A 19,833-nucleotide genomic window follows, 5' to 3' on the forward strand; every position below is an offset into this window, starting at 1 on the left:
CTTTTTTGATGCCTCATTTTATTGCTGAATAGGAGTTTGCTTCTCCCCATAGTTATGCCGAAAGATGACTGCCCAGCTTATCCAGTGTCAGCAGCACATGTGAGATCAGCTCCGGAATATCCTCCATCTGATCCTCATCGATTTTGCGCCGGAATCTGAGCTCCGCTTCATTCTTATAGCTGTCCGGCTCCTCTCCGTAGACCCGGCTTAGGGTCTGTACAAGGAGGACTTCCGGCCAGATGCCTTTCAATGTATGCTCGATTAGCCCGCATTCCTCTTCAACATGACTCACCATCAAGTCAAAACGTATCCGCAGCAGACATCCAGGCTGATCTCCTTCCATCTCCAAAATCTCGGCAGCCAAATCGGTAAGCCCTGCCTCCAGGCGGATTTCAGCAGAGATCGCCGGATTTTCGGTTAACGCAAACCTAATTGAAAATTCGCGCGACATGACAGACATTTCCATCCGATCCGTACGGCCGTTTATGCGAATCCTGCCATCCATATTATCAAGATCATACAGCTGGTTTTCAAACGCAACCTTCAGATTATCAAAGATGGTTGGGTCAAACATTACCATGTATCTGAGGCATACTTCAGACCGATCTGTCTTCTGGCATCCTCCATCACCTCAGCAACCGCCAGCGAGGTTTCATGGGAGTTGATTTTGCTGCTGCGCTTACCGCGCCCGATCATGCGGATAAACTCCTCCAGCTCGTAATACATGGACTCATGAATTTGCTGCTGGGTCAGGTTCTCCACAGTACCGTCTCTGTACTGAATTTTCACATCATACGGCTGATTGATCCGGTCGATCACCATGGTCCCGTTTTCCCCCTGAATTTCGGCAGGAAGGAAGGAATCGGATATCTTCGAATACATGATGACAGCATCCATATCCGGATAGCGCATCACCAGACTGCCTTCCCCGTCCACGCCCGAAGATAGCATCATGCCGACAGCTTTCACCGATTCAGGCTTGCCGAACAGGGACACCATCGGATAAATGCAGTAAATGCCCAAATCCATCAATGCTCCGTTCGAGTAAACCGGATTAAATGCGTTCAGCACGGTTCCCTGCTTAAATGCATCATAGCGTGAGGAATACTGGCAATAGCCTGCGAAGTACCGCCGGACCTGACCAATTTTATATAGATTCTCTTTCATGATTCTGAAGTTCGGCATCAGGGTGGATTTCATCGCTTCCATCAGCACCACATGATTCGCCTCTGCTGCAGCGATCATTTTGCGTACCTCGTCACTATTCGAAGCGAGCGGCTTCTCACACAGGACATGTTTGCCGTGATTCATGCATTGAATCGCTTGTTCTGCGTGAAATGAGTTCGGACTCGCAATATAAACCGCATCAATCTCATCACTTGAAGCCATGGCGTCCAGGTCGGTATACACCTTGGGTTCGCCAAACTGGGCCGCAAATTCCTGGCCTTTCTCCTCCGTTCTGGAGTAAACTGCTGCCAGTACGAAATCATCATTCTCCTGGGCCGCATGAAGAAAACGTTCCGTTATCCAGTTGGTACCAATGGTTCCGAATCGAATCAATCTCAATCATCCCTTTCTTCATATGTAATGAACGATCAGCTGATATCCATTCCCTCGTCACTCCAGCCGGATGCTTCCTCATCCGCCAGGTTTTGAATATCCTCGGTGCTGATGCTTAAGAAGCCGTATTCTTCCTCCTGCTGCTTCTTCAAGGCTCTTTCCTTGTAAAAGCGCGCGCTGCTGCCTTCGCCTGTCTCCTCGTCATAAACGAGAATAATGCCGTCCGTTTTGCGGAACAACAGATCATCTCTGGCTTTGAATTGCCATGGGCCATCGTAAGGCTGACGACTGACCGTCTCGTAAAAATCAATTCCCTCCAAAATCTGGTGATAGTACTCCTTCTTGTCCTCTTTCCAGTTTTCTTCAGGATGCTCAAAAGCCGTAATAATCGCAATTTTAAGATGAGGATATTGTTTTTTCATGGCAATGGCCGCTTCACAAGCCCATAAGTCTACCCCGTACTGACCCGGCGAAATCACCCATTCCAGCCCCTCCTCGGCAAGCTGAACCAACTTTGCGGTAATGGCCTTTCGGATATAGACAATCCCCGGATGCTTCTGGCCGAAAATATTCAGCTCATGCGCGCGATAGCCTGTCACCAGCACATTTTTCATAGGTAAACCCCTTATTTTCCTTTTGTCTGTTCTGAGATCGCTTTCTCTCTATCATACCCCGATTCTTTCGATGATTTCCACTGATATATACCAAAAACGGGTTTATTATATGCTATATCTACAAAAGAAACCCTGCGTTTCTCTGCAGAAACGCAAGGCTCTTGCCCTGATGCTGTTCTCAAGTCATATTTTCACAGAGATATCTTCACTTCAGCATTCATGCCCGGCAGCACTTTGGTAGAAACCTGATTGATCGAAATCTTGACTGGAATCTTCTGTGTCACTTTGGTGTAGCTTCCAGTAGAACTCTGCTGTGGAAGGACAGAAAATACGGAGTTGGTCGCATATCCGATCTCTTTCACGACACCCTCAAATTTGGTTCCGGAATCACCGTCTACCGAAATATCAACACTCTGTCCGACCTTGATGTCTTTCAGCTGGGTTTCTTTGATGTTCGCCACAACAAATAAATGATCCATATCCGCTTCCTGTGCGAGCACCTGCCCAGCCTGCACCAGCTGATTCACGCGGGCATCATTTTTAATGACTTTGCCATTCATCCGGGAACTCACGGGAACAACCTTGGTCCCGTCCGAAACTCCGCCAACGATATTTTTATCGCTCACGTCAGTCCCATCCTGAATATTCCAGCTGGTCAAAACACCCTGAGCCGGGGAGACGAGCGGCATCATATCCGCCTGAACGACAGCATCCTCTGTTTTAATAAAATTAGATTTTTCATAGTAAAAGTAAGCGCCGGCGGCAATAAAAAAGCAGATCACCAGCACCCCTATGATATTTGCAATGATCAAGCGACTGCGGTTAATCATATGAATGAACTCTCCTCACTTTGTAAAATGGGTTGTACTTGGATGCAGCTCTGTATTTTCAGATGTTGGCATCATTAATCTTTTCTCTTTTTGGACCAGCGATCTGCCTTTCCCCGTCACTATTTTCCCGACTGAAGCAAGCAGCATAATAACACCCACACAGGCCATGATCGTAAATAGATTGTGATATGCACCCAGGATCGCCGCTCTTTTGGTATGAACAATCAATTCATAAGATGCCATACTTTGCGCTTTCGCTGCTGGCAGACCCTCACTCATTAGTCCTCGGGTTAACTGTGTAATCTCCGATTTGGCTTCACCGCTGAACTGGCCGAGTCGGCCGCGGATCTCCTCATAATTCATTGCATTTAGCCGGGTCAGGTACCAGCCAAGCACCGGCGTAATAATCGCACCCGCAAAATTACGAATGGAGTGCAGCGTCACGGATCTCATCGAGGCCTGGTGAATATCACCCGCAAGGGCGGTTCCCAGCGCTCCGCCAACCAGCACCATACTCACACCCGCCCCCAGAAGGGCGATTTGGAAATACAGCAGATTCAGCGAAACCTCCGGCCCCATGATTCTCCACTGCAAGCTCACATAGATGACGGCCAATGAGCCGATAAAGCCCAGAATACCGGCACCCAGACGGTCATACAGCAATGTTTTGAGCACAGCCGTCACGAGAATTCCAACAAAAAACCAGATGTAAAAATGCACGAGATACCGGTAAGGCAGATCCAGGTTATTCCGCAGAAATCCGTTGATTCCGGCTATGGCGAAAATCAAGCAGATATGCGAGGCGATCGCCATTACGGTTCCTGACACCGGTTTGGCTGCCTTTAATGTCCTGAACGGAACGATCGGCGTCTTCGCCTTCAGATCAAACACAATAAACAGAATCAGAAGTACCAGTGCAGCAATCAAGAATGGCCACACGTAAAGGGATGTAAAGCCCTCTTGCATCAGATTGCAGAGAGGCACCGTCAGCATCAGCATAAGTGCAATCAGCAGAATTACGTTAAACTTGTTCACCGGCTGCGCATCATGCTGCTCCTCTTCGCCTTTTGGCAAACCGGTAAATCCAACGATCAGACATAGCAGCGCCGACACGATGTTCAATATAAAGAGCCAACGCCATGTATCCGCGCTAAGCGATACGGAGCCAAATATGGCACCCACCGCGCTTGCGCCGAACAATCCGGTAATCACCATCAGCAGGAAATAATTACGGATTTTATTCGGGAATGACTTTAAGCTGACAGGCAGAATGGTCAGAAACAGAAAGCCTGAGCTCAACCCCTGAATGATTCTCCCCAGCGTTAAAGAAACCGTATCCCCGGATATGACGTTGATAGCTGATCCCAACAAAAAGACGGTTACGAACATGAGATAGGTTTTTCTCACACCGAGCTTTCGGGATAACACCGGACCGAGCGGCACGCCAAGTGCAAAAGCTATATTGGACAAGGTGGAGGGGAGCAGCAAGTCGCTCGAGCTGAGGTTCAAGCCGTTTTGAATAATGACCTGATTCATAATGTAAGATAAGTTGATAAAATACTGCGGACCAATCGCAAATATCGTCAGGATGGATATCATCAGATATTTGGGCAGCGGCATTTTCATCGTTTCGGATATGGCAGTAATACGGCCTGATTGTGTTTTCATCAGACTCCTCCTTTCCTATAATGGTCTGAATAACACCGGACTTGTGACCTGAATGAATCTATATATTGTAAACAGCAAGTTGTATTATACAACATTATTTTCAAATGTGGCAATATCCATTTTTGAACAAAGCAGCCGGATTAAATGCCTTCACGCTTAGCAAATAGCAAAAAAAGCCGTCACAGGATCATCGTCCCGGGACAGCTTTGTCATATATTATTATCATTCACTTGCGCCATGCTTTAAAGTCTCGGTTCAAGCGCGTAAGACCGGTTTTCAACTGATCCAGCTCCTCGGGCGACCAATTATGGAGCACCTCGGCGTAGACGTCAAAACGCGCTTGTTGGACCTTATGCAGGATATCCAAGCCTTCTGGCGTGATCTCCACTAGGCTGATTCTGCCGTTATTCGTATCCGGAAAACGTCTGATGTAATTTTTCCCTTCAAGTACAGCAACCTGCCGGCTAGCCGTTGAGAGATTCAGCAACAAATGTTCCGCAAGAGCATTAATCGCAAGAGGGCTGTATTTTTCCAGCTCACTTAGCAAAAGATATTCCGAACGGTCCAGGCTTCCGAGCTTTGGACTATGAGCTGTTGTAAGACGTACCAGTAAAGCAATTTCATATTCAATCAAATGAAGCGGAGCATCCATTTTCTCTGTCCTTCCTCCTCTTATGCTGCCAGGATCCTGTACAAAAAATGCATTAGGACCAGTATAACATAAAGGAGACCGACCGCCGAGTCAGCTCTCGCTGACAGAAGCCAAACCCCGTCCAATTAAATTGGCAGATACAGGCTGCTTTCCGATCTCGCGTGACCATACGGACATCTGACCGATATGGTGGATTTCATGGGCAATCATATGCCGCATAACTTCTCCCCATGTATCCAGCGTTTCCCTGCCATCAGGGCTAATGTCACGGAACTCAACGTTCTCGAAGCTGTCACTCCAGCCCAAGACGAACGCTTCCACTTCTGGACGGAATGCTGCTTCCAGATCACGAACCTGCTGAATGCTCCGGTATTGATCGAAGCTTTCATTAAAGTCGCTTTTTCCTTGCAATGTCCGAACCCAGCTCCATTCCACATCAATAATGTGAAACAGCGTGTGCAGAATTCCGCCGACGCCACCTACGCGCTTTTGCAGAAGATCGGCTTCGTCGACTCCTTCACACCACTTGAACCAATCTTCACGCACAGCCCAGTTGTACTTAAACATCATATGCAAACGTCATTCCTCCACTTCTTTATTGAAAAGTATACAGGCTGAGAATCAAGGTTTTCCAGCGCAAAAATAGTTATAACGAATTAATATTATTTCGCTTTAGTCCGCTCTATCGTGTACAATTTAAGAAAGAGGAGTTGTAGACATGACCAATGATGAATTAATTTTAACCCCTGAGGGTCTGGCCGAACTGAAAGCAGAGCTCGAAGATCTGAAAACTGTAAAGCGGAAAGAGCTTGCAGAACGGCTTAAAGTAGCGATCAGCTACGGTGATCTGAAGGAGAACAGTGAATACCATTCCGCCAAGGACGATCAGGCATTTATGGAGACAAAAATTCTGCAGCTGGAGAAAACGCTGACCAAAGCACGGGTTGTAAAAAGCATCGATGCTTCCGTCGTAAGCGTGGGTTCCTATGTAAAGCTCGATGACATTGAGTTTAAGGAAACCGTGGAATACCGGATTGTCAGTCCGGCAGAAGCTGATGCCCATAACAATAAAATTTCTTACGAAAGCCCGCTCGGCAAAGAGCTGATCGGCAAGTCGATAGGCGATGTCGTCAGCGTAACAGCACCGATGGGCGTCATCAAGTATGAAGTGCTTGATATCCGCGCCAAATAAGAAAACTATAACTTTTATTATACGTAAACAAACATCAGAACCTTGTCTTTTCTGGCAATCAGAAAACAAGGTTCTTTTCTTTTGATTTGTCTATGACAAAAATCATTGAATTCCAGTTGACATTATGATTCTTAAGGAGCATAATCGATATTAGTTAGTAAGTACTAACTTATGATTAATGAATCAAGGCCACTTCATTTTATTTATTATTTCATTTCTGGGAGGCATCTTTTATGTCCACAACAAGAGTTGCAGTTATCACAGGCGGAGCCAGCGGTATTGGCCGGGAAACATGTCTGAAATTTGCTTCCAAGGGAGATCGGGTTGTCGTCGCTGACTTCAACGAAGCAGGCGGTCAGGAAACCGTCCAAATGATTATAGACGCCGGTGGCGAAGCCATTTTTGTACAAACCGATGTATCCAAGCCTGAGCAGGTAGAAGCACTCGTCAACAAAGCGGTTGAAACCTTCGGCCGTATCGATGTGATGTTCAACAATGCGGGGATCGGTCTGCAAACGCCCGTTATGGATCTGGATCTGGAAAAATACCATAAAACCATCAATGTGAACCAGCATGGCGTAACTTACGGCATCATCTATGCCGGACGCAAAATGAAAGAACTCGGCATTAAGGGCGTCATTATCAATACAACTTCTGTTTTCGGCATCCTGGCATCTCCTGCCACGTATGCATATCATGCCGCTAAAGGTGCTGTGAATATGATGACCAAATCTGCAGCACTCGAGCTTTCCCCTTACGGAATTCGCGTTGTCGGTGTTGCACCAGGTGCGGTGGATACGCCGATCATTTCAGGTTACAAGGCATCCGGCATGCTCGACAGCATGAAGGCGAAAGTTATGGGCGGCGAGCTCACCAAGCCTGAATCCATTGCCAGCTCCGTATATCTGATCTCTCTTGATGAGGCTGACGCGATTAACGGCAGTGTCGTGATGGTGGACCAAGGCTTCGCTTCTTTCAAATAATCCTGTTATAATAATTGCAAAAATGGAAGGCCAGCCCCTGCTGGTCTTCTTTCATTCATAAAGGGGATCCGGGACCGTGAACAAAGGGGAAATAACGAAGCAGCGGATTATTGAGCAGGCAAGAGACTTGTTCTCAAAGACGGGTTATGATGCGACCAAGACCAGTGCGATTGCCAAAGCCTGCGGAATATCAGAAGCCGCCATGTATAAGTATTTCAGCAGCAAAAAAGAGCTTCTCGAAGCCAGTGTGGTTATTGACTTCGCCTCTGAACCGTCCGCTGCGGCGGATTTCAGCCAATACGGAAACGAGCAATTGGTCGAATATTACATTAACCGGCTTATTACAACCATTCAGGAAAATATGGAGCAGTTCAACATTCTCTTCACCGAATCGCTTCATCATCCGGAGCTTTCGGATTACTTCGACCGTTCGGTGTACCGCAAGAGCGCCGAGGTACAGGAGATGCAGAAACGGATTCAGGATGGCACGATGAACCCGATTATGGATATTTTTCTGTTTGAGCTGGGAACCACAACCAGCATTTGGTCCATTCTTCATTATGATCGCATGAAGCTTGGACGTGAGGACGGGAAATCCGAACAATTCCGGAAGGAAGTCATCCGCTTCGTCAAATATGGAGTTATGGGAACTGGCAGCCAGGAAGCACCGCAACTACGGTAAGCATTCCGGCTGTTTTTTTTGCGTCAAAATCCGGTTTCCTGAAAATAATTATATGGTATTATTAGGAAAACGACACAGGTTATAGGAAGGCAGTGGTTTCCATTCATCCTCTCTCCGAAAAAAATCTTCAACCGAGCTGCTGCTTGCCAATCCTACCGGGATATCCGCAGCAGCGGAATGGAAGTGACGCGCGTGTCTCCCATTTCTTTTGCCAAAGGTAATCCGTTTAATATAGTAGAACAAAATCATGGATCCTTAGGAGGAACAATATCATGGCAGCAAAATCACTTCATATCCAGGTTATCGAATTGCCCGTTAAGGACGTAGCCAAATCAGCAAAATGGTACACAGAGGTGTTTGGACTTGGCTTCTGCTTCCCTTTTATCGAAGGGGATGACGCCGCGTGGCTCAATCTGAACGGTATGGCTCTCGGACTTGTGGAAGCCGTCGAAATCCCGAAATTTGAATTTGTCAGCTCCAAAGGCGAAACAAAGCCTGTCCTTACCTTCCAGGTGGATAACATCCAGGAGCTCAGTAAGGAGCTGGGGCAAAAAGGGATCGAGGTTGGAGAAATGGTCTACAAACAGGGCGGTGGCTATAGCTTCCAACTGGTAGATCCAAGCGGCAACCTCCTGGGAATTTGGGGCGGCTGGCCGAAGGAAGATGAATCGCAGCTTTTAGGGAAACCCGGAATTGTATAATTAATAGTAATAAAAAAACGGCTCCGTTTGATCGGAGCCGTTTTGCTCTTATAGCACTTTACTCGTCTTCTTTGAAAATAGGACGCAGATTCAGCGCAAATTCAAATTCCTTCTCATCAAGGCGATACTTCTCCAGCAGCTCCGGACCGCAGGAATTGGAGCCGATACCGCTCATCTTATAATCAAGATGAACGATGGTCTCTTTCCGCTTCACCAGCTCATGCAAATGTTCCGCCTGATCCAGATCCTCCGGCAAATAATGCGATGCATTGAACGAGAAAGGAAGATTTCCCGTAAACATCAGCCCCATGCCAAGCTCATTCGTAACGGAAACCCATTCCGTCCCGTATCGGGATCCATTCTCCTGGGGCATCACATAAGGCTCGAACATGTCATTCACACGGAGCAGGTACTTGCCCATCCGCACGCTATGCCGTTTGTCGACATAGCTTTCGTGAGGGCCAAAGCCGAAGTACTCCACTTCTTCCGTTCCCTGCGGCATCGTAATCTGGAGACCAAAACGCGGCAGGAATGGAAGTCCCTCTCTCACTTTAACCTTTACCGCCAGCGACACTTCCCCGGAACCGTCTACCCGCCATACTGCCTGACCTTTTAGTACCGGATGCTTCATATAGCCACCCAAGGAGAAATCAGCCGCGATTTCAACCTCATGATCCGTTTGGTTTTGAACTGAGCACGCATACAGCTTCATTCCAGCACGGTGATAGCCCTCTTCCATCCATTTATGCTTGATGTTGCGGTCATTATCCGTCGGAGCCCGCCAAATGCTGAAACCAAGCGGTGACTGAATCATATTCACATCCTGCTTCGATAGACGGACCCATGTCCCTTTTACCTTATCGAATACATGGCAGAATTCATTACCTTCCACCGTGATGAGCGCTCCGTCCTCCCTGATGTCAATCGGACGCTGTCTCAGCGCATCCAGCCAGGCATGTGCTTTTCCAGTTGAGTTCTGTTCCTCTCCGATTTCAAACTGGGCAAATGTAATCTCGTATCCAGTCTCTGCCCACACGGCTTCTTCTTTTAAACGCACCATTACCGTAAGGAAATACCGGCCTTCGGCCAAACTTTGCTTGAAAGGCACCGTGAATACAGCTGATTCATGCGGTCCTGCGTCAACCGCTTCCAGCACTCCCTGTTCCACAAGCATCCCTTCCGCTTCAAGCTTCCAGGTAAATGAAAGATGGCTTAAACCGTTAAAATCATACAGGTTCGTCACACGGATTTTTCCGGCTTCCAGATCCTCTGCTTCAATTCGGACCGGTGCGATAACCTGCTTCAGCTCCAGCAGCCCGGTATGAGGAACACGGTCCGGCGAGACCAGGCCATCTATACAGAAATTGCCGTCATTCGGATGATCTCCAAAATCACCACCGTATCCGAAGTATTCAGTACCCCCGATAGTTCTTGCACGAATACCGTGGTCATTCCATTCCCAGACACAGCCACCCATCAGCTTCGGATATTTGTAGAACATATCCCAATACTCCTTGAGATCCCCTGGTCCGTTGCCCATTGCATGACTGTATTCGCATAGGAACAGCGGCTTGCTGCGGCTCTCATCAGCACCATATTCGCCTACGTATGCGGGAGAAGCATACATTTCACTCTCGATATCCAGATCCTCCGTATCCGTGTCGCCTTCGTATCTTTTCGCTGCTCCCTCATAATGTACAAGGCGTGAATCATCCCGCTTCTGTGCCCATTTGGCCATGGCGATATGGTTGGCGCCATAACCTGATTCGTTGCCAAGGGACCACATGATGATGGAGGCATGGTTCTTGTCCCGTTCCACCATCCGCTGCATACGGTCTACAAAAGCCTTCTCCCAAGCCGGATCGCGCGTCAGCTGATGGAAATCGCCGGATACCGTGAGTCCATGGCATTCCAGGTCCGCTTCATCCACAACATAAAAGCCGTACCGGTCGCATAATTCCAGGAACCTAGGATCATTTGGATAATGGGAGGTCCGCACCGTATTGATGTTATGCCGTTTCATTAGCATGAGATCCTCAATCATGTGGTTGAGTGGTATCGTCTGCCCCAGATCCGGATGGGAATCATGGCGATTGACCCCTTTTAGCTTGACCGCTTGCCCGTTTATGGTGAAAATGCCGTTTTCCACGGATACCGTCCGGAATCCGACAGGGAAATGAAGTACTTCATGTCCATCGCTCAGATACAATTCATACAGATATGGCGACTCTGCATTCCACAAAACAGGCTCGGACACGTTCAGCGTAAGTTCAGCCTGCCCGTCCGCCTGTACCTGCCCCGTCGTACACACCTTTCCATCCGCGTCACGCAGCTCCGCTTTCAGTGTAAGCGGTCCTGTCGTATCCAGCTCGCAGCGGAGAACCCCTTCGGTAAGATCACTGGAAAGCTCCGGATTAATAAATGCATCACGAACATGCGCCCCATCACGTCCCAGCAAATAAACGTCACGGAATATTCCCGAGAAGCGCCACAAATCCTGATCCTCCAAATAGGTTCCGTCACACCATTTCAGCACCATAACAGCCATACGGTTTATACCAGGTTGTATATGCGGGGTAATATCAAATTCTGCCGGAATGCGGCTTCCCTGGCTATAGCCGACAAATTGACCGTTCACCCACACATAGAAGCAGGAATTAACTCCCTCAAATACCGTATAGGTCTTTTTCCCGCTCCATGATTCTGCAATACGAAAATCCCGAACATACAAGCCGGCCGGGTTCTCATCCGGCACATACGGGGGATCGCAGGGAATCGGATAATTCACATTGGTATAATGAAGCTGGTCGTAGCCCGCCGTTTGCCAACAGGATGGCACTAATAAATCATCCCAATTCGCAGCATCGAAGTTTTTATCATAAAAGGATTCTGTAATGTTATGTACACTGTTGTAATATTTAAACTTCCAGCCGCCGTTCAGCGTCCGGTAAAACGGGGATCTCGATCTTTTGCCTGCCTTCGCCGATTCTGCGTCCGCATATGGAATGTAATATGCCCGCGGTTCTTGCCGGTTAACTTCAAGGATTTGCGTGTTTTCCCAATATTTCTCCAACTCTAGCATGTCATCAGCTCCTTTAACGTTATCCTAACAAATGAAAACGGAGCGGGGAAGCTCTGTTTTTTTGAAAAAGTATAACTTTTTCAAGATATGAAGGCGCTTTCCTACCAGAAGGCTTTACGTACCGGCAAAGGGTCCTGATCCCGCATCAGCCGGTGAACGAGTGTTTCCATCAGCTTATGTTTCATTTCCAGATAAGACGGATCGAAGAAACGATTATGCAGCTCATCCGGATCAGACTCCAGATCAAACAGCTCTCCATAAGCTTCATCCGCAAAAATAACCAGCTTATACCGGTCTGTACGCAAGCATTTGGCGTGAACACCGCGGTCATGGGCATCATAAGCCGTCATCGCGGATTCGCGTACCCGCTCAGTCTCCCCTGAGGCTACCGGCCGCTGCGAGATTCCCTGAATCCCTTCCGGTATTTCCGCTTTCCCGATCAGCTCCAGCAGTGTAGGTACGATATCCACATGCTCCATCAGCGCATCTGTCTTGGCCCCCTTTTTCACACCAGGTCCTTTAAGAATCATCGGGATGCGTGTGAGTCCCTCATAGAACCATGGCCCCTTATACAGAAGACCGTGATCTCCAAGGAGCTCACCATGATCGCTCGTAAAGACGATCAAAAGCTCATCGTCCATTCCTTTGTCTTTCCATGCGCCGAGAATCCTGCCGATTTCTTCGTCAATGAACGTAATCATGGCATAGTAATTGCGGATCAAGCGCTCCATATGCTGCTGATCCCAGGAATGAAGCTCCCCGCCCCCCGGCCAGTAGCTGCCTTTTTGAAGAAGGAGATGCTCCGGGCGTCCCTTCACATCTGAAGCATCTCCTGCCGGTTCGGGAATTTCTGTATGCTCATACAGCCTGCTGTATGCCTCTGGAGGATTAAAGGGATGATGGGGATCCACGAAGCTGCTCCATAAAAATAAGGGTTGCTCCGGGGAATGCTCCTCGATTGCGCGTATGCTTCTGTCAGAAATCCAGCGTGTCTGGTGAAGCTCGGGCGGCAATCCGCTCTCCCACACGTCACCTGCAGCATCATCGGACCGGAACAGATCCTTCCGCAAACGACCTGCCACATCCGGATCGCGTTCACCAATCTCATCCAGATATTCGCCGATCATGTTGTCTTCCGAAATATGGTGCTCATCAAAACCGTAATAAGTACCATCCCGCTCCCTCCCCCGGTCACGGACGGACACTTCCTCCGCTTCATAGGTGAACCCCGTTTTACACTGCTCCCTGAAATGCATTTTGCCGACCCCAATCGTGTAGTAGCCGGATTGCTTCAAATGATCGCAAAGCGTCAGTTCATCCTCGTTTAACGAAACCCCGATATTCCAGGCCCCATGAATATGGGGATAACGTCCGGTAAAGATCGATGCACGGGAAGGCGTGCAGACCGGACTTGCACAGTATGCTCTGTTAAAAACCATTCCTTCGCGGGCCAAGCCGTCCAGATTAGGTGTGATGACCGCAGGATTTTCATAGCCCAGCGCATCCCCTCTCATTTGGTCGGTCGTGATCAGCCATATATGTTTTTTACTGGACATGGGCAGGAAATTTCCCCTTTCAATAACTGCAAAGTCAGCCTGATCAGGAACATTCACTCGCGACCAGGCTTCGATGTTCTTTCGGGTACGGTACTTATCCGTTCCGCATATGTGAGAGAACGGTAACCGGTTTGCGGCCGACAAACAGCTGCTTGCCATCGGAGTATCCTTCTTCCCGTCCCTCCAGCTCCTGAATAAGAACGGAGCGCCAATAATCCATCCGCTCTTGATATGCCTGATCACGCGCAGCATTATGAAGTTCCTGCGGATCGTCCGTAAGCAGGAAGAACTGCTCTTCTCCCGTTTGTGAGAACCAGATGTACTTTTCTTTGCCATCTGTCAGCCAATGGTTGGACTGCATACCCTGCGTATGCTCACCGTGCAGATAGGAGCGCCATGCTGCATTGCCTGATCCTTCCTCAGTAGAAGAAGCGGCGAGCTTCAGGACGCTCCCTCCATCCACAGAACCTGGTATGGCTACACCTGCCGCATCCAAAAGTGTCGGCATAATATCGCGCATTTCCACAACCTCCTGCACCACTTTGCCGGTGCCAAGGCTCAGACGGTTCCCCGGATCGTTGACGATAAACGGCACCCGGGCACTTCCTTCGTACGGCAGCGATTTTCGGAACAGATGATGATCTCCCATCAGTTCGCCATGATCTGACGTGAACAAAATGACGGTATTGTTCCTCTCTCCGTATTCTGCCAGCACCTGCATGAAGCGCCCGATCTGATGGTCAATATGGGTAATAAGCGCATAATAGGCAGCCATGGCGTTTTGCAGACGACGTTTGGGCACAAGCCCCTTACTCGTATACGGACTGAGCCCGTCCAAGTCAGGATCCGATTGAAGAGCCCAGTCTCCTACAGGCGGCTCGGGAATTTCAATATCTTTATACAGATCCAGATAAGCCTGCGGCGGATCCAGCGGTGAATGCGGCCGGACAAAGGACATCCATAAGAAGAAGGGCTTGTCCGGATCGCGGCGGCGGAGGAAATCGATCGACTCGGTAACGACCCAGTTCGTCGGATGCAGCTTCTCCGGCAGATGCCATGGACGGGCTACCGTAGAGGAATTGCAGTCGAGACCGAGATCCGTCAGGTCCGCCCCCGGCACTTGCTGGCGCAGCCAATGCAAATAATCATCCACCTCGTCATAATGCTCACGGACCGGAATGCTGTACTTATTGCGGTTATGATGCAAGTATCCGTCATGCAGAACAACATTGTGAAAGCCCATCAGATTTCTGGCAGGATAAACATGCATCTTCCCAACACACTGGGTGTGGTATCCTGCCTTCGCAAATTCTCCCGGCATCGTATGTTCATAGTTCCACGGTACACAATCCTGGTATCCCACTCGGCCATGGCTTTTCTGAGATTGGCCTGTAAAGATTGCGGCTCTAGCAGGCACGCATGTCGGCGTAGCCGAGTAAGCACGGTCAAAGCGGACCCCTGTGCGCGCCAGCTCATCCAAATTCGGGGTTTCTACTACGGGATGCCCGGCAATGCTCAGGCAGTCATAGCGCATTTGATCCACGGTAATCAGTAGAATATTCGGTTTAGAATCCGGTTTGGTCTGGTTCAAGCTTTTCCCTCCTTTAAGATGTAGAACAACCTGTACATCTGTAATTAATTCCATTTAACCTCCAACATGATAAAAAGTAAATGGATATATTGATGTATTTACCTGTATAAAAGTATGATTATTTATCAAATCACCTTATTAAACAATTCTTTATTCCAAAAAGAATTAAAGTGCGATATACTGATTTCGAACACCGCAGGATGAACGGAAAGAAGGAATATGGATCATGGAACTTCGCGATGAAAGTAAACTTAGGTTAAGCGGCAAGCTTTTTGTTTCTTTTCTTAAAATAGGACCTACCACTTTTGGAGGTGGCTACGCCATCCTTCCAGTGATTGATAAAGAAGTTACCGAAAATCGCAAATGGCTATCTTCGAAGGAAATGAGTGAGATTACTGCACTGTCAGGCGCGGCTCCGGGAGGAATCGGAGTCAATGTGGCCGCTCTCGCAGGCTACCGTATTGCCGGCATACCAGGTTTGCTCTCCGCTGTCGCCGGCATTTCCCTGCCAACCATTCTCATTATGCTGATTCTGTGCGCAGCAGCCACTGGCCTTAGCGACAACCGCTATGTGCAGGCTGCCCTCCATGGCATCAAACCTACGGTAGTTGCTCTGATCGTATATGCCGCCATTCGGATGAGAAAACAGGCCCTCTATAATCCGGTAACCTGGGGCGTCGCCGCTACTTGTCTGATTTTGCTCCTCTTCTTCCCTATTCAGCCTCTATTTGTTCTTGCCATCGGCATTGTCATCGGAATGGTAGCTGAAGCCGCTTCTGCCTCCAAAAGCTCAAACAGGATGAAGCAGAAGCAGGAACAAGACAAACATCATTCGATGTGACCTCGGGCATATTGGATACATCCGCACCCATTCAGGATTTATATCAAATCCTCATTCGTAGAAAAGAGGTTGAACCATGCTGTTCGAGCTGTTTTGGACTTTTTTTAAAATTGGCTTCATGTCTTTCGGCGGCGGTTATGCCATGCTTCCTGTCATTGAACACGCGGCTTTGAAGGAAGGATGGATGACTACTCAGCAGTATACGGAGGCCATTGCACTGGCAGGCATGGCTCCAGGGCCGGTGGCGATGAACAGCGCCGTTTATGTCGGTTATACGGCCAGCGGTTGGATCGGCAGCCTGATCGCCTCACTCGGCATCGTTTTCCCTTCGGCCATCATTATGTTTCTGGTTGCCACGATTTTTTACCGTGTGTATGATAATCATTGGGTACAGGCTGCGCTGAACGGCATGAAGCCGGCTGTCATTGCCTTGATTGCCTACGCAGCCTATACCATGACGATACATTCCGGTTTCATAACCGGTTTTTCCGTAAGCACCTTTGCCAGCATTGCGATCTTCATTGCTGCACTGATTGCAATGATCCGTTTTCGCGTGCATCCGCTGGCGATGATTCTGGTTTCAGGAATTGTGGGGATTTTAATATATGCTTAATGAGAAGAAACAACGAATTGACGCTGAAAAACGCATCCCCTCGCCAAAGGCGAAGGAGCTGTTTCACGATATCCGCCGCAAGCATGAAATTGGCAAAAATGATCTGCTCACCTCAAGCGGCCTGACGGTAAGCACGCTTACACGGGTGCTGGATGAGCTCGTCAGCATCGGGATTATTTCCGAAAGCGGGCTTGGTGCCTCCACCGGAGGGCGCCGTCCTATCCTGTATCAAGTCAAAGCTGACTACGGCTACGCGTTCGGACTGGATATTTCCCGGGTGAGCTCCAAGCTGGTACTGCTCGATCTGGCAGGAACAAAGATAGATTCCAGGGAATGGCGCATGACTGAAGAGACAACACCCGAAGTCCTTATGCAGGAGGTCACCGCTCAGGTGAAGTCATGGATGGACAAGCATCTCATTGCTTATGAGCAGGTGATCGGCATGGGAATTGGCGCGGTCGGGCCACTGGATCGGGAAGCAGGCGTTATTGAGGACCCTGAATGGTTTGCCGCTCCAGGCTGGAACCATGTGCCTGCAGTACATATGCTTGAAGATCGTCTCCGTTTCCCCGTCATCCTGGATAACGGGGCCAATACGGCACTGATCGCCGAATCCTGGGCGAACCGTACCAAAGATTTCGTGCATATGCTTTATGTGCACGGCGGTACGGGACTTCGCCTCGGCATGATGACGGACAATAAGCTGATTCATGGTGCAGCTGATATGGAGGGCTCCTTCGGCCAGATGATCATCCAGGCAGACGGGCTCCCTTACCGTACAGCACAGGGAAACTTCGGGGCGCTGGATACCTACGCTTCGGTGCATGCGATAGAGCGCGAGGTGAACTCCAAATTACGGACGGGGCGGAGCAGTTCTCTACGGCAAATGCTTCAACCTGGTGAACCGGCCAAATTTCCGGATATTATGCAGGCGCTGAAGCTTATGGATCCGATGGTTACTGAAATCGTGACACAGGCTGCAACGTATTTTGGCATCGGCCTGGCTAATTTACTGAATATTCTGTATCCGGAAAAGGTTATTTTGGGCGGTCCGTTGATAACGGACTCCAACTTGTTCTTTTACACCGCCACCCAAACCGCTATCCGAAAAACATATCATTATCCGAAATATCAGGTTATTTTCAGCAAAGGCACTTACGGCGAAGAAGCCATCGCCATCGGAGCAGCCCAGCTGATGCTAAGCCAATTAACCGTATAATCTGTTCGATTCATTCACTTTTTCTCAATTCAGAGAGGAGCTGTCGCCATGTCAGCGGAATCAAAATCTGATTTGCCAAACAAAACGGAGCCCGAAGCATCCACAGTCAAAGTCCCTTCCTGCTGTGCAGCAAGACGTATGGCCGTTGAGACATCATCCGGCTGCGGTACTCCTTCCATGAACATGGATCACAAGCAGACGGCGGCAGACATTAACGTTATTGAAGCCTCGGAGGCGAGGACTGCTGCGTTATCAGGCACTTCTTCACGGCCGGATACCTCCTCATGGCCGATCATTCCGGAAGGCATATATATTCTGGGCACCAATGACGGGGAAGGCTTTGCTTCCGATGCCGAAGGACCCGCAAGGCCGGTTCATGTACAGTCGTTCCGCATCTCGCCTCATACCGTAACCAATGCAGATTATGCCGAATTTGTTGCCGCAACAGGCTACATAACGGAAGCCGAGCGATTTGGCTGGTCCTATGTTTTTCATCTGCTTCTTTCTGATCCAGAGAGCGTCAACATTGTCGGTTCACCGCTGCAGACACCGTGGTGGAACGGGGTTGAAGGTACCTATTGGCGCCAACCCGAAGGCCCGGGAAGCCATGTGCTGGACCGTATGAATCATCCGGTCGTGCATGTCTCCTGGAATGACGCCCAGGCTTACTGCGAATGGGCAGGCGTCCGTCTGCCTACTGAAATCGAATGGGAAACGGCAGCTCGCGGTGGACTGGAGGGAAAACGATATCCTTGGGGTGATGTGCTGCGTCCGGACGGCGAGCATCGCTGCAATATCTGGCAAGGGGTATTTCCGACGAAAAACCATGCCAGCGATGGTTATCTTGGCACGGCTCCGGTAGATGCCTATAAGCCAAACGGCTATGGGCTGTATAATATGTCCGGCAATGTCTGGGAATGGTGTGCCGACTGGTTCACCCAGAATCCGGACAAGCGCGGCTCGACCGAACAGCCGCAAGGACCGGTTCAAGGAACCTCGCGTCTCATGAAGGGCGGATCTTATCTCTGCCATCAATCTTACTGCAACCGCTACCGCATCGCGGCGCGAAGCAGCAACACGCCGGACAGCTCTACAGGGAATATCGGTTTTCGCGTGGTTGCAGATATAGAATAAATAAACTAGTTATAGCAAAAAAGAGTCATGCCTGGCATCTGATAAACAGATCCCATGGCATGACTCTTTTCATATGCACCCGGCTACATTTTCATGGCGCTGCCTGCCAATCCTTCGGCAAACTGCTTGCTTGCAAAGATAAACAGGATGATCAGCGGAATCGAAGCAATCACATAGCCTGCGAACAGCGGTCCATAATTGGTGACGAACTGCTGCTGGAAGGATACCAGCCCGAGTGTGAGCGGCTTCAGCTTGGCGTTGTTAATGACCATCAGCGGCCACACATAATCATTCCATGTATTCAGAATATTGAGAACGCCAAGCGTTGAAATAATCGACTTAGACAGCGGCATAACGATAGTCAGCAGAATCCGGAGCTCTCCGGCCCCGTCAAGCCGCTCAGCTTCAAACATCTCCTCCGGGAGCGAGGCGAAAAATGAACGAAGCACAAAGATGCAAAAGACTTGTCCTCCTGCAATGTACGGACCCCAAAGCCCAAGCCAGCTGTCAACCAGATGAAACTTATTCACCAGCCCGAATAAAGGTACCAGACTGAGCACGCTTGGAATCATCAACAGTGCAATAATCAGGAAATAGATCTGTTCTTTCATAAAAAAGCTCATCCGCGCCAGCGGATACGCCGCAAGGCAGGAAAAGACCAGCACGCCGATCACCGTTACCCCGCTAATGATGAAGCTGTTCCAGATATAATCCGAAATGGCTGACCAGGCATCTTTGTAATTGATCAGTGTGAACGGAAAGGTGACCGTCCAGCGGTGCAAATTGAACTGATTCGCATCCTTGAAGGATAGATTGATGAGCATCAATAGCGGGATAAAGGTTAATACTCCCAGAATGATCAGCACAATATTTCGGATCCATACTCCCTTATCAACTTTCAAATGGAGCCGCCCC

19 protein-coding genes are annotated in these 19,833 nt (G+C 49.1%); 8 read left to right on the forward strand and 11 right to left on the reverse strand.

The window, feature by feature from the left end:
- Positions 1 to 52 precede the first annotated feature (52 nt).
- The 7 genes from E6W40_RS26185 to E6W40_RS26215 form a co-directional block, all read right to left on the reverse strand.
- Positions 53 to 574: a hypothetical protein gene (locus E6W40_RS26185; RefSeq protein WP_136608913.1), complete on the reverse strand. Its 522-nt coding sequence runs from the start codon at positions 572 to 574 to the stop codon at positions 53 to 55.
- Positions 574 to 1,557, reverse strand: a complete 984-nt coding sequence (locus E6W40_RS26190) for a Gfo/Idh/MocA family protein (RefSeq protein WP_136608914.1) — start codon at positions 1,555 to 1,557, stop codon at positions 574 to 576. The genes E6W40_RS26185 and E6W40_RS26190 overlap by 1 nt, the downstream gene beginning before the upstream one ends.
- A gap of 38 nt (positions 1,558 to 1,595) precedes the next feature.
- Positions 1,596 to 2,174 carry an SLOG family protein gene (locus tag E6W40_RS26195; RefSeq protein WP_136608549.1) on the reverse strand — a complete coding sequence of 193 codons (579 nt, stop codon included), beginning with the start codon at positions 2,172 to 2,174 and terminating at the stop codon, positions 1,596 to 1,598.
- Positions 2,175 to 2,365: 191 nt separating this feature from the next.
- Positions 2,366 to 3,001 (reverse strand): HlyD family secretion protein, encoded by a 636-nt coding sequence (locus E6W40_RS26200; protein WP_136608915.1) that lies wholly within the window; start codon positions 2,999 to 3,001, stop codon positions 2,366 to 2,368.
- Between the two features lie 18 nt (positions 3,002 to 3,019).
- Positions 3,020 to 4,672 (reverse strand): MFS transporter, encoded by a 1,653-nt coding sequence (locus E6W40_RS26205; protein ID WP_246073201.1) that lies wholly within the window; start codon positions 4,670 to 4,672, stop codon positions 3,020 to 3,022.
- Positions 4,673 to 4,898: 226 nt separating this feature from the next.
- Positions 4,899 to 5,324: a MarR family winged helix-turn-helix transcriptional regulator gene (locus E6W40_RS26210; protein ID WP_136608550.1), complete on the reverse strand. Its 426-nt coding sequence runs from the start codon at positions 5,322 to 5,324 to the stop codon at positions 4,899 to 4,901.
- A 90-nt stretch (positions 5,325 to 5,414) separates the two neighbouring features.
- A complete protein-coding gene (locus tag E6W40_RS26215; RefSeq protein WP_136608551.1) occupies positions 5,415 to 5,900 on the reverse strand; it encodes a DinB family protein in 486 nt (161 codons plus the stop codon).
- 142 nt (positions 5,901 to 6,042) lie between these two features.
- Here E6W40_RS26215 and greA point away from each other — a divergent pair, with 142 nt between their 5' ends.
- From greA to E6W40_RS26235, 4 genes are all read left to right on the forward strand, one after another.
- Positions 6,043 to 6,516, forward strand: coding sequence for a transcription elongation factor GreA (gene greA / locus E6W40_RS26220; RefSeq protein ID WP_136608552.1), 474 nt, complete (start codon positions 6,043 to 6,045; stop codon positions 6,514 to 6,516).
- 233 nt (positions 6,517 to 6,749) lie between these two features.
- Positions 6,750 to 7,499: an SDR family NAD(P)-dependent oxidoreductase gene (locus E6W40_RS26225; protein ID WP_136608553.1), complete on the forward strand. Its 750-nt coding sequence runs from the start codon at positions 6,750 to 6,752 to the stop codon at positions 7,497 to 7,499.
- A gap of 76 nt (positions 7,500 to 7,575) precedes the next feature.
- Positions 7,576 to 8,181 (forward strand): TetR/AcrR family transcriptional regulator, encoded by a 606-nt coding sequence (locus E6W40_RS26230; protein WP_136608554.1) that lies wholly within the window; start codon positions 7,576 to 7,578, stop codon positions 8,179 to 8,181.
- A 272-nt stretch (positions 8,182 to 8,453) separates the two neighbouring features.
- Entirely contained in the window at positions 8,454 to 8,882 is a 429-nt protein-coding gene (locus E6W40_RS26235) for a VOC family protein (RefSeq protein ID WP_136608555.1), read from the forward strand.
- Between the two features lie 58 nt (positions 8,883 to 8,940).
- Here the strand turns inward: E6W40_RS26235 and E6W40_RS26240 are convergent, their stop codons facing one another.
- From E6W40_RS26240 to E6W40_RS26250, 3 genes are all read right to left on the reverse strand, one after another.
- Entirely contained in the window at positions 8,941 to 11,964 is a 3,024-nt protein-coding gene (locus E6W40_RS26240; protein ID WP_136608556.1) for a glycoside hydrolase family 2 TIM barrel-domain containing protein, read from the reverse strand.
- 101 nt (positions 11,965 to 12,065) lie between these two features.
- Complete coding sequence (locus E6W40_RS26245) at positions 12,066 to 13,520, reverse strand: sulfatase family protein (protein WP_136608557.1); 1,455 nt, start codon at positions 13,518 to 13,520, stop codon at positions 12,066 to 12,068.
- A gap of 94 nt (positions 13,521 to 13,614) precedes the next feature.
- Positions 13,615 to 15,054, reverse strand: coding sequence for an arylsulfatase (locus E6W40_RS26250; protein WP_246073235.1), 1,440 nt, complete (start codon positions 15,052 to 15,054; stop codon positions 13,615 to 13,617).
- A 283-nt stretch (positions 15,055 to 15,337) separates the two neighbouring features.
- Between E6W40_RS26250 and E6W40_RS26255 the strand changes: the two genes are divergently transcribed.
- From E6W40_RS26255 to E6W40_RS26270, 4 genes are all read left to right on the forward strand, one after another.
- Positions 15,338 to 15,952: a chromate transporter gene (locus tag E6W40_RS26255; protein WP_136608559.1), complete on the forward strand. Its 615-nt coding sequence runs from the start codon at positions 15,338 to 15,340 to the stop codon at positions 15,950 to 15,952.
- Between the two features lie 76 nt (positions 15,953 to 16,028).
- Entirely contained in the window at positions 16,029 to 16,565 is a 537-nt protein-coding gene (locus tag E6W40_RS26260; RefSeq protein WP_136608560.1) for a chromate transporter, read from the forward strand.
- Positions 16,558 to 17,784, forward strand: coding sequence for an ROK family protein (locus E6W40_RS26265; RefSeq protein ID WP_136608561.1), 1,227 nt, complete (start codon positions 16,558 to 16,560; stop codon positions 17,782 to 17,784). Before E6W40_RS26260 ends, E6W40_RS26265 begins: the two co-directional genes overlap by 8 nt.
- Positions 17,785 to 17,922: 138 nt before the next feature.
- On the forward strand, positions 17,923 to 18,918 hold the full coding sequence (locus tag E6W40_RS26270) for a formylglycine-generating enzyme family protein (protein ID WP_484217474.1): 996 nt from the start codon (positions 17,923 to 17,925) through the stop codon (positions 18,916 to 18,918).
- Between the two features lie 83 nt (positions 18,919 to 19,001).
- Here E6W40_RS26270 and E6W40_RS26275 read toward each other — a convergent pair whose 3' ends face one another.
- Positions 19,002 to 19,820 (reverse strand): carbohydrate ABC transporter permease, encoded by an 819-nt coding sequence (locus E6W40_RS26275; protein WP_136608562.1) that lies wholly within the window; start codon positions 19,818 to 19,820, stop codon positions 19,002 to 19,004.
- Positions 19,821 to 19,833: the final 13 nt, after the last annotated feature.

The organism is Paenibacillus dokdonensis, from assembly GCF_004916975.1.
GTDB lineage: Bacteria > Bacillota > Bacilli > Paenibacillales > Paenibacillaceae > Paenibacillus_AQ > Paenibacillus_AQ dokdonensis.

Coding starts and splice junctions, on each gene's coding strand:
- E6W40_RS26265 (WP_136608561.1), top strand. CDS start 16,558: ATGCTTAATGAGAAGAAACAACGAATTGACGCTGAAAAACGCATCCCC.
- E6W40_RS26250 (WP_246073235.1), bottom strand. CDS start 15,054: ATGCGCTATGACTGCCTGAGCATTGCCGGGCATCCCGTAGTAGAAACC.
- E6W40_RS26195 (WP_136608549.1), bottom strand. CDS start 2,174: ATGAAAAATGTGCTGGTGACAGGCTATCGCGCGCATGAGCTGAATATT.
- E6W40_RS26205 (WP_246073201.1), bottom strand. CDS start 4,672: ATGAAAACACAATCAGGCCGTATTACTGCCATATCCGAAACGATGAAA.
- E6W40_RS26240 (WP_136608556.1), bottom strand. CDS start 11,964: ATGCTAGAGTTGGAGAAATATTGGGAAAACACGCAAATCCTTGAAGTT.
- E6W40_RS26235 (WP_136608555.1), top strand. CDS start 8,454: ATGGCAGCAAAATCACTTCATATCCAGGTTATCGAATTGCCCGTTAAG.
- E6W40_RS26270 (WP_484217474.1), top strand. CDS start 17,923: ATGGCCGTTGAGACATCATCCGGCTGCGGTACTCCTTCCATGAACATG.
- E6W40_RS26245 (WP_136608557.1), bottom strand. CDS start 13,520: ATGTCCAGTAAAAAACATATATGGCTGATCACGACCGACCAAATGAGA.
- E6W40_RS26210 (WP_136608550.1), bottom strand. CDS start 5,324: ATGGATGCTCCGCTTCATTTGATTGAATATGAAATTGCTTTACTGGTA.
- E6W40_RS26255 (WP_136608559.1), top strand. CDS start 15,338: ATGGAACTTCGCGATGAAAGTAAACTTAGGTTAAGCGGCAAGCTTTTT.
- E6W40_RS26225 (WP_136608553.1), top strand. CDS start 6,750: ATGTCCACAACAAGAGTTGCAGTTATCACAGGCGGAGCCAGCGGTATT.
- greA (WP_136608552.1), top strand. CDS start 6,043: ATGACCAATGATGAATTAATTTTAACCCCTGAGGGTCTGGCCGAACTG.
- E6W40_RS26185 (WP_136608913.1), bottom strand. CDS start 574: ATGTTTGACCCAACCATCTTTGATAATCTGAAGGTTGCGTTTGAAAAC.
- E6W40_RS26260 (WP_136608560.1), top strand. CDS start 16,029: ATGCTGTTCGAGCTGTTTTGGACTTTTTTTAAAATTGGCTTCATGTCT.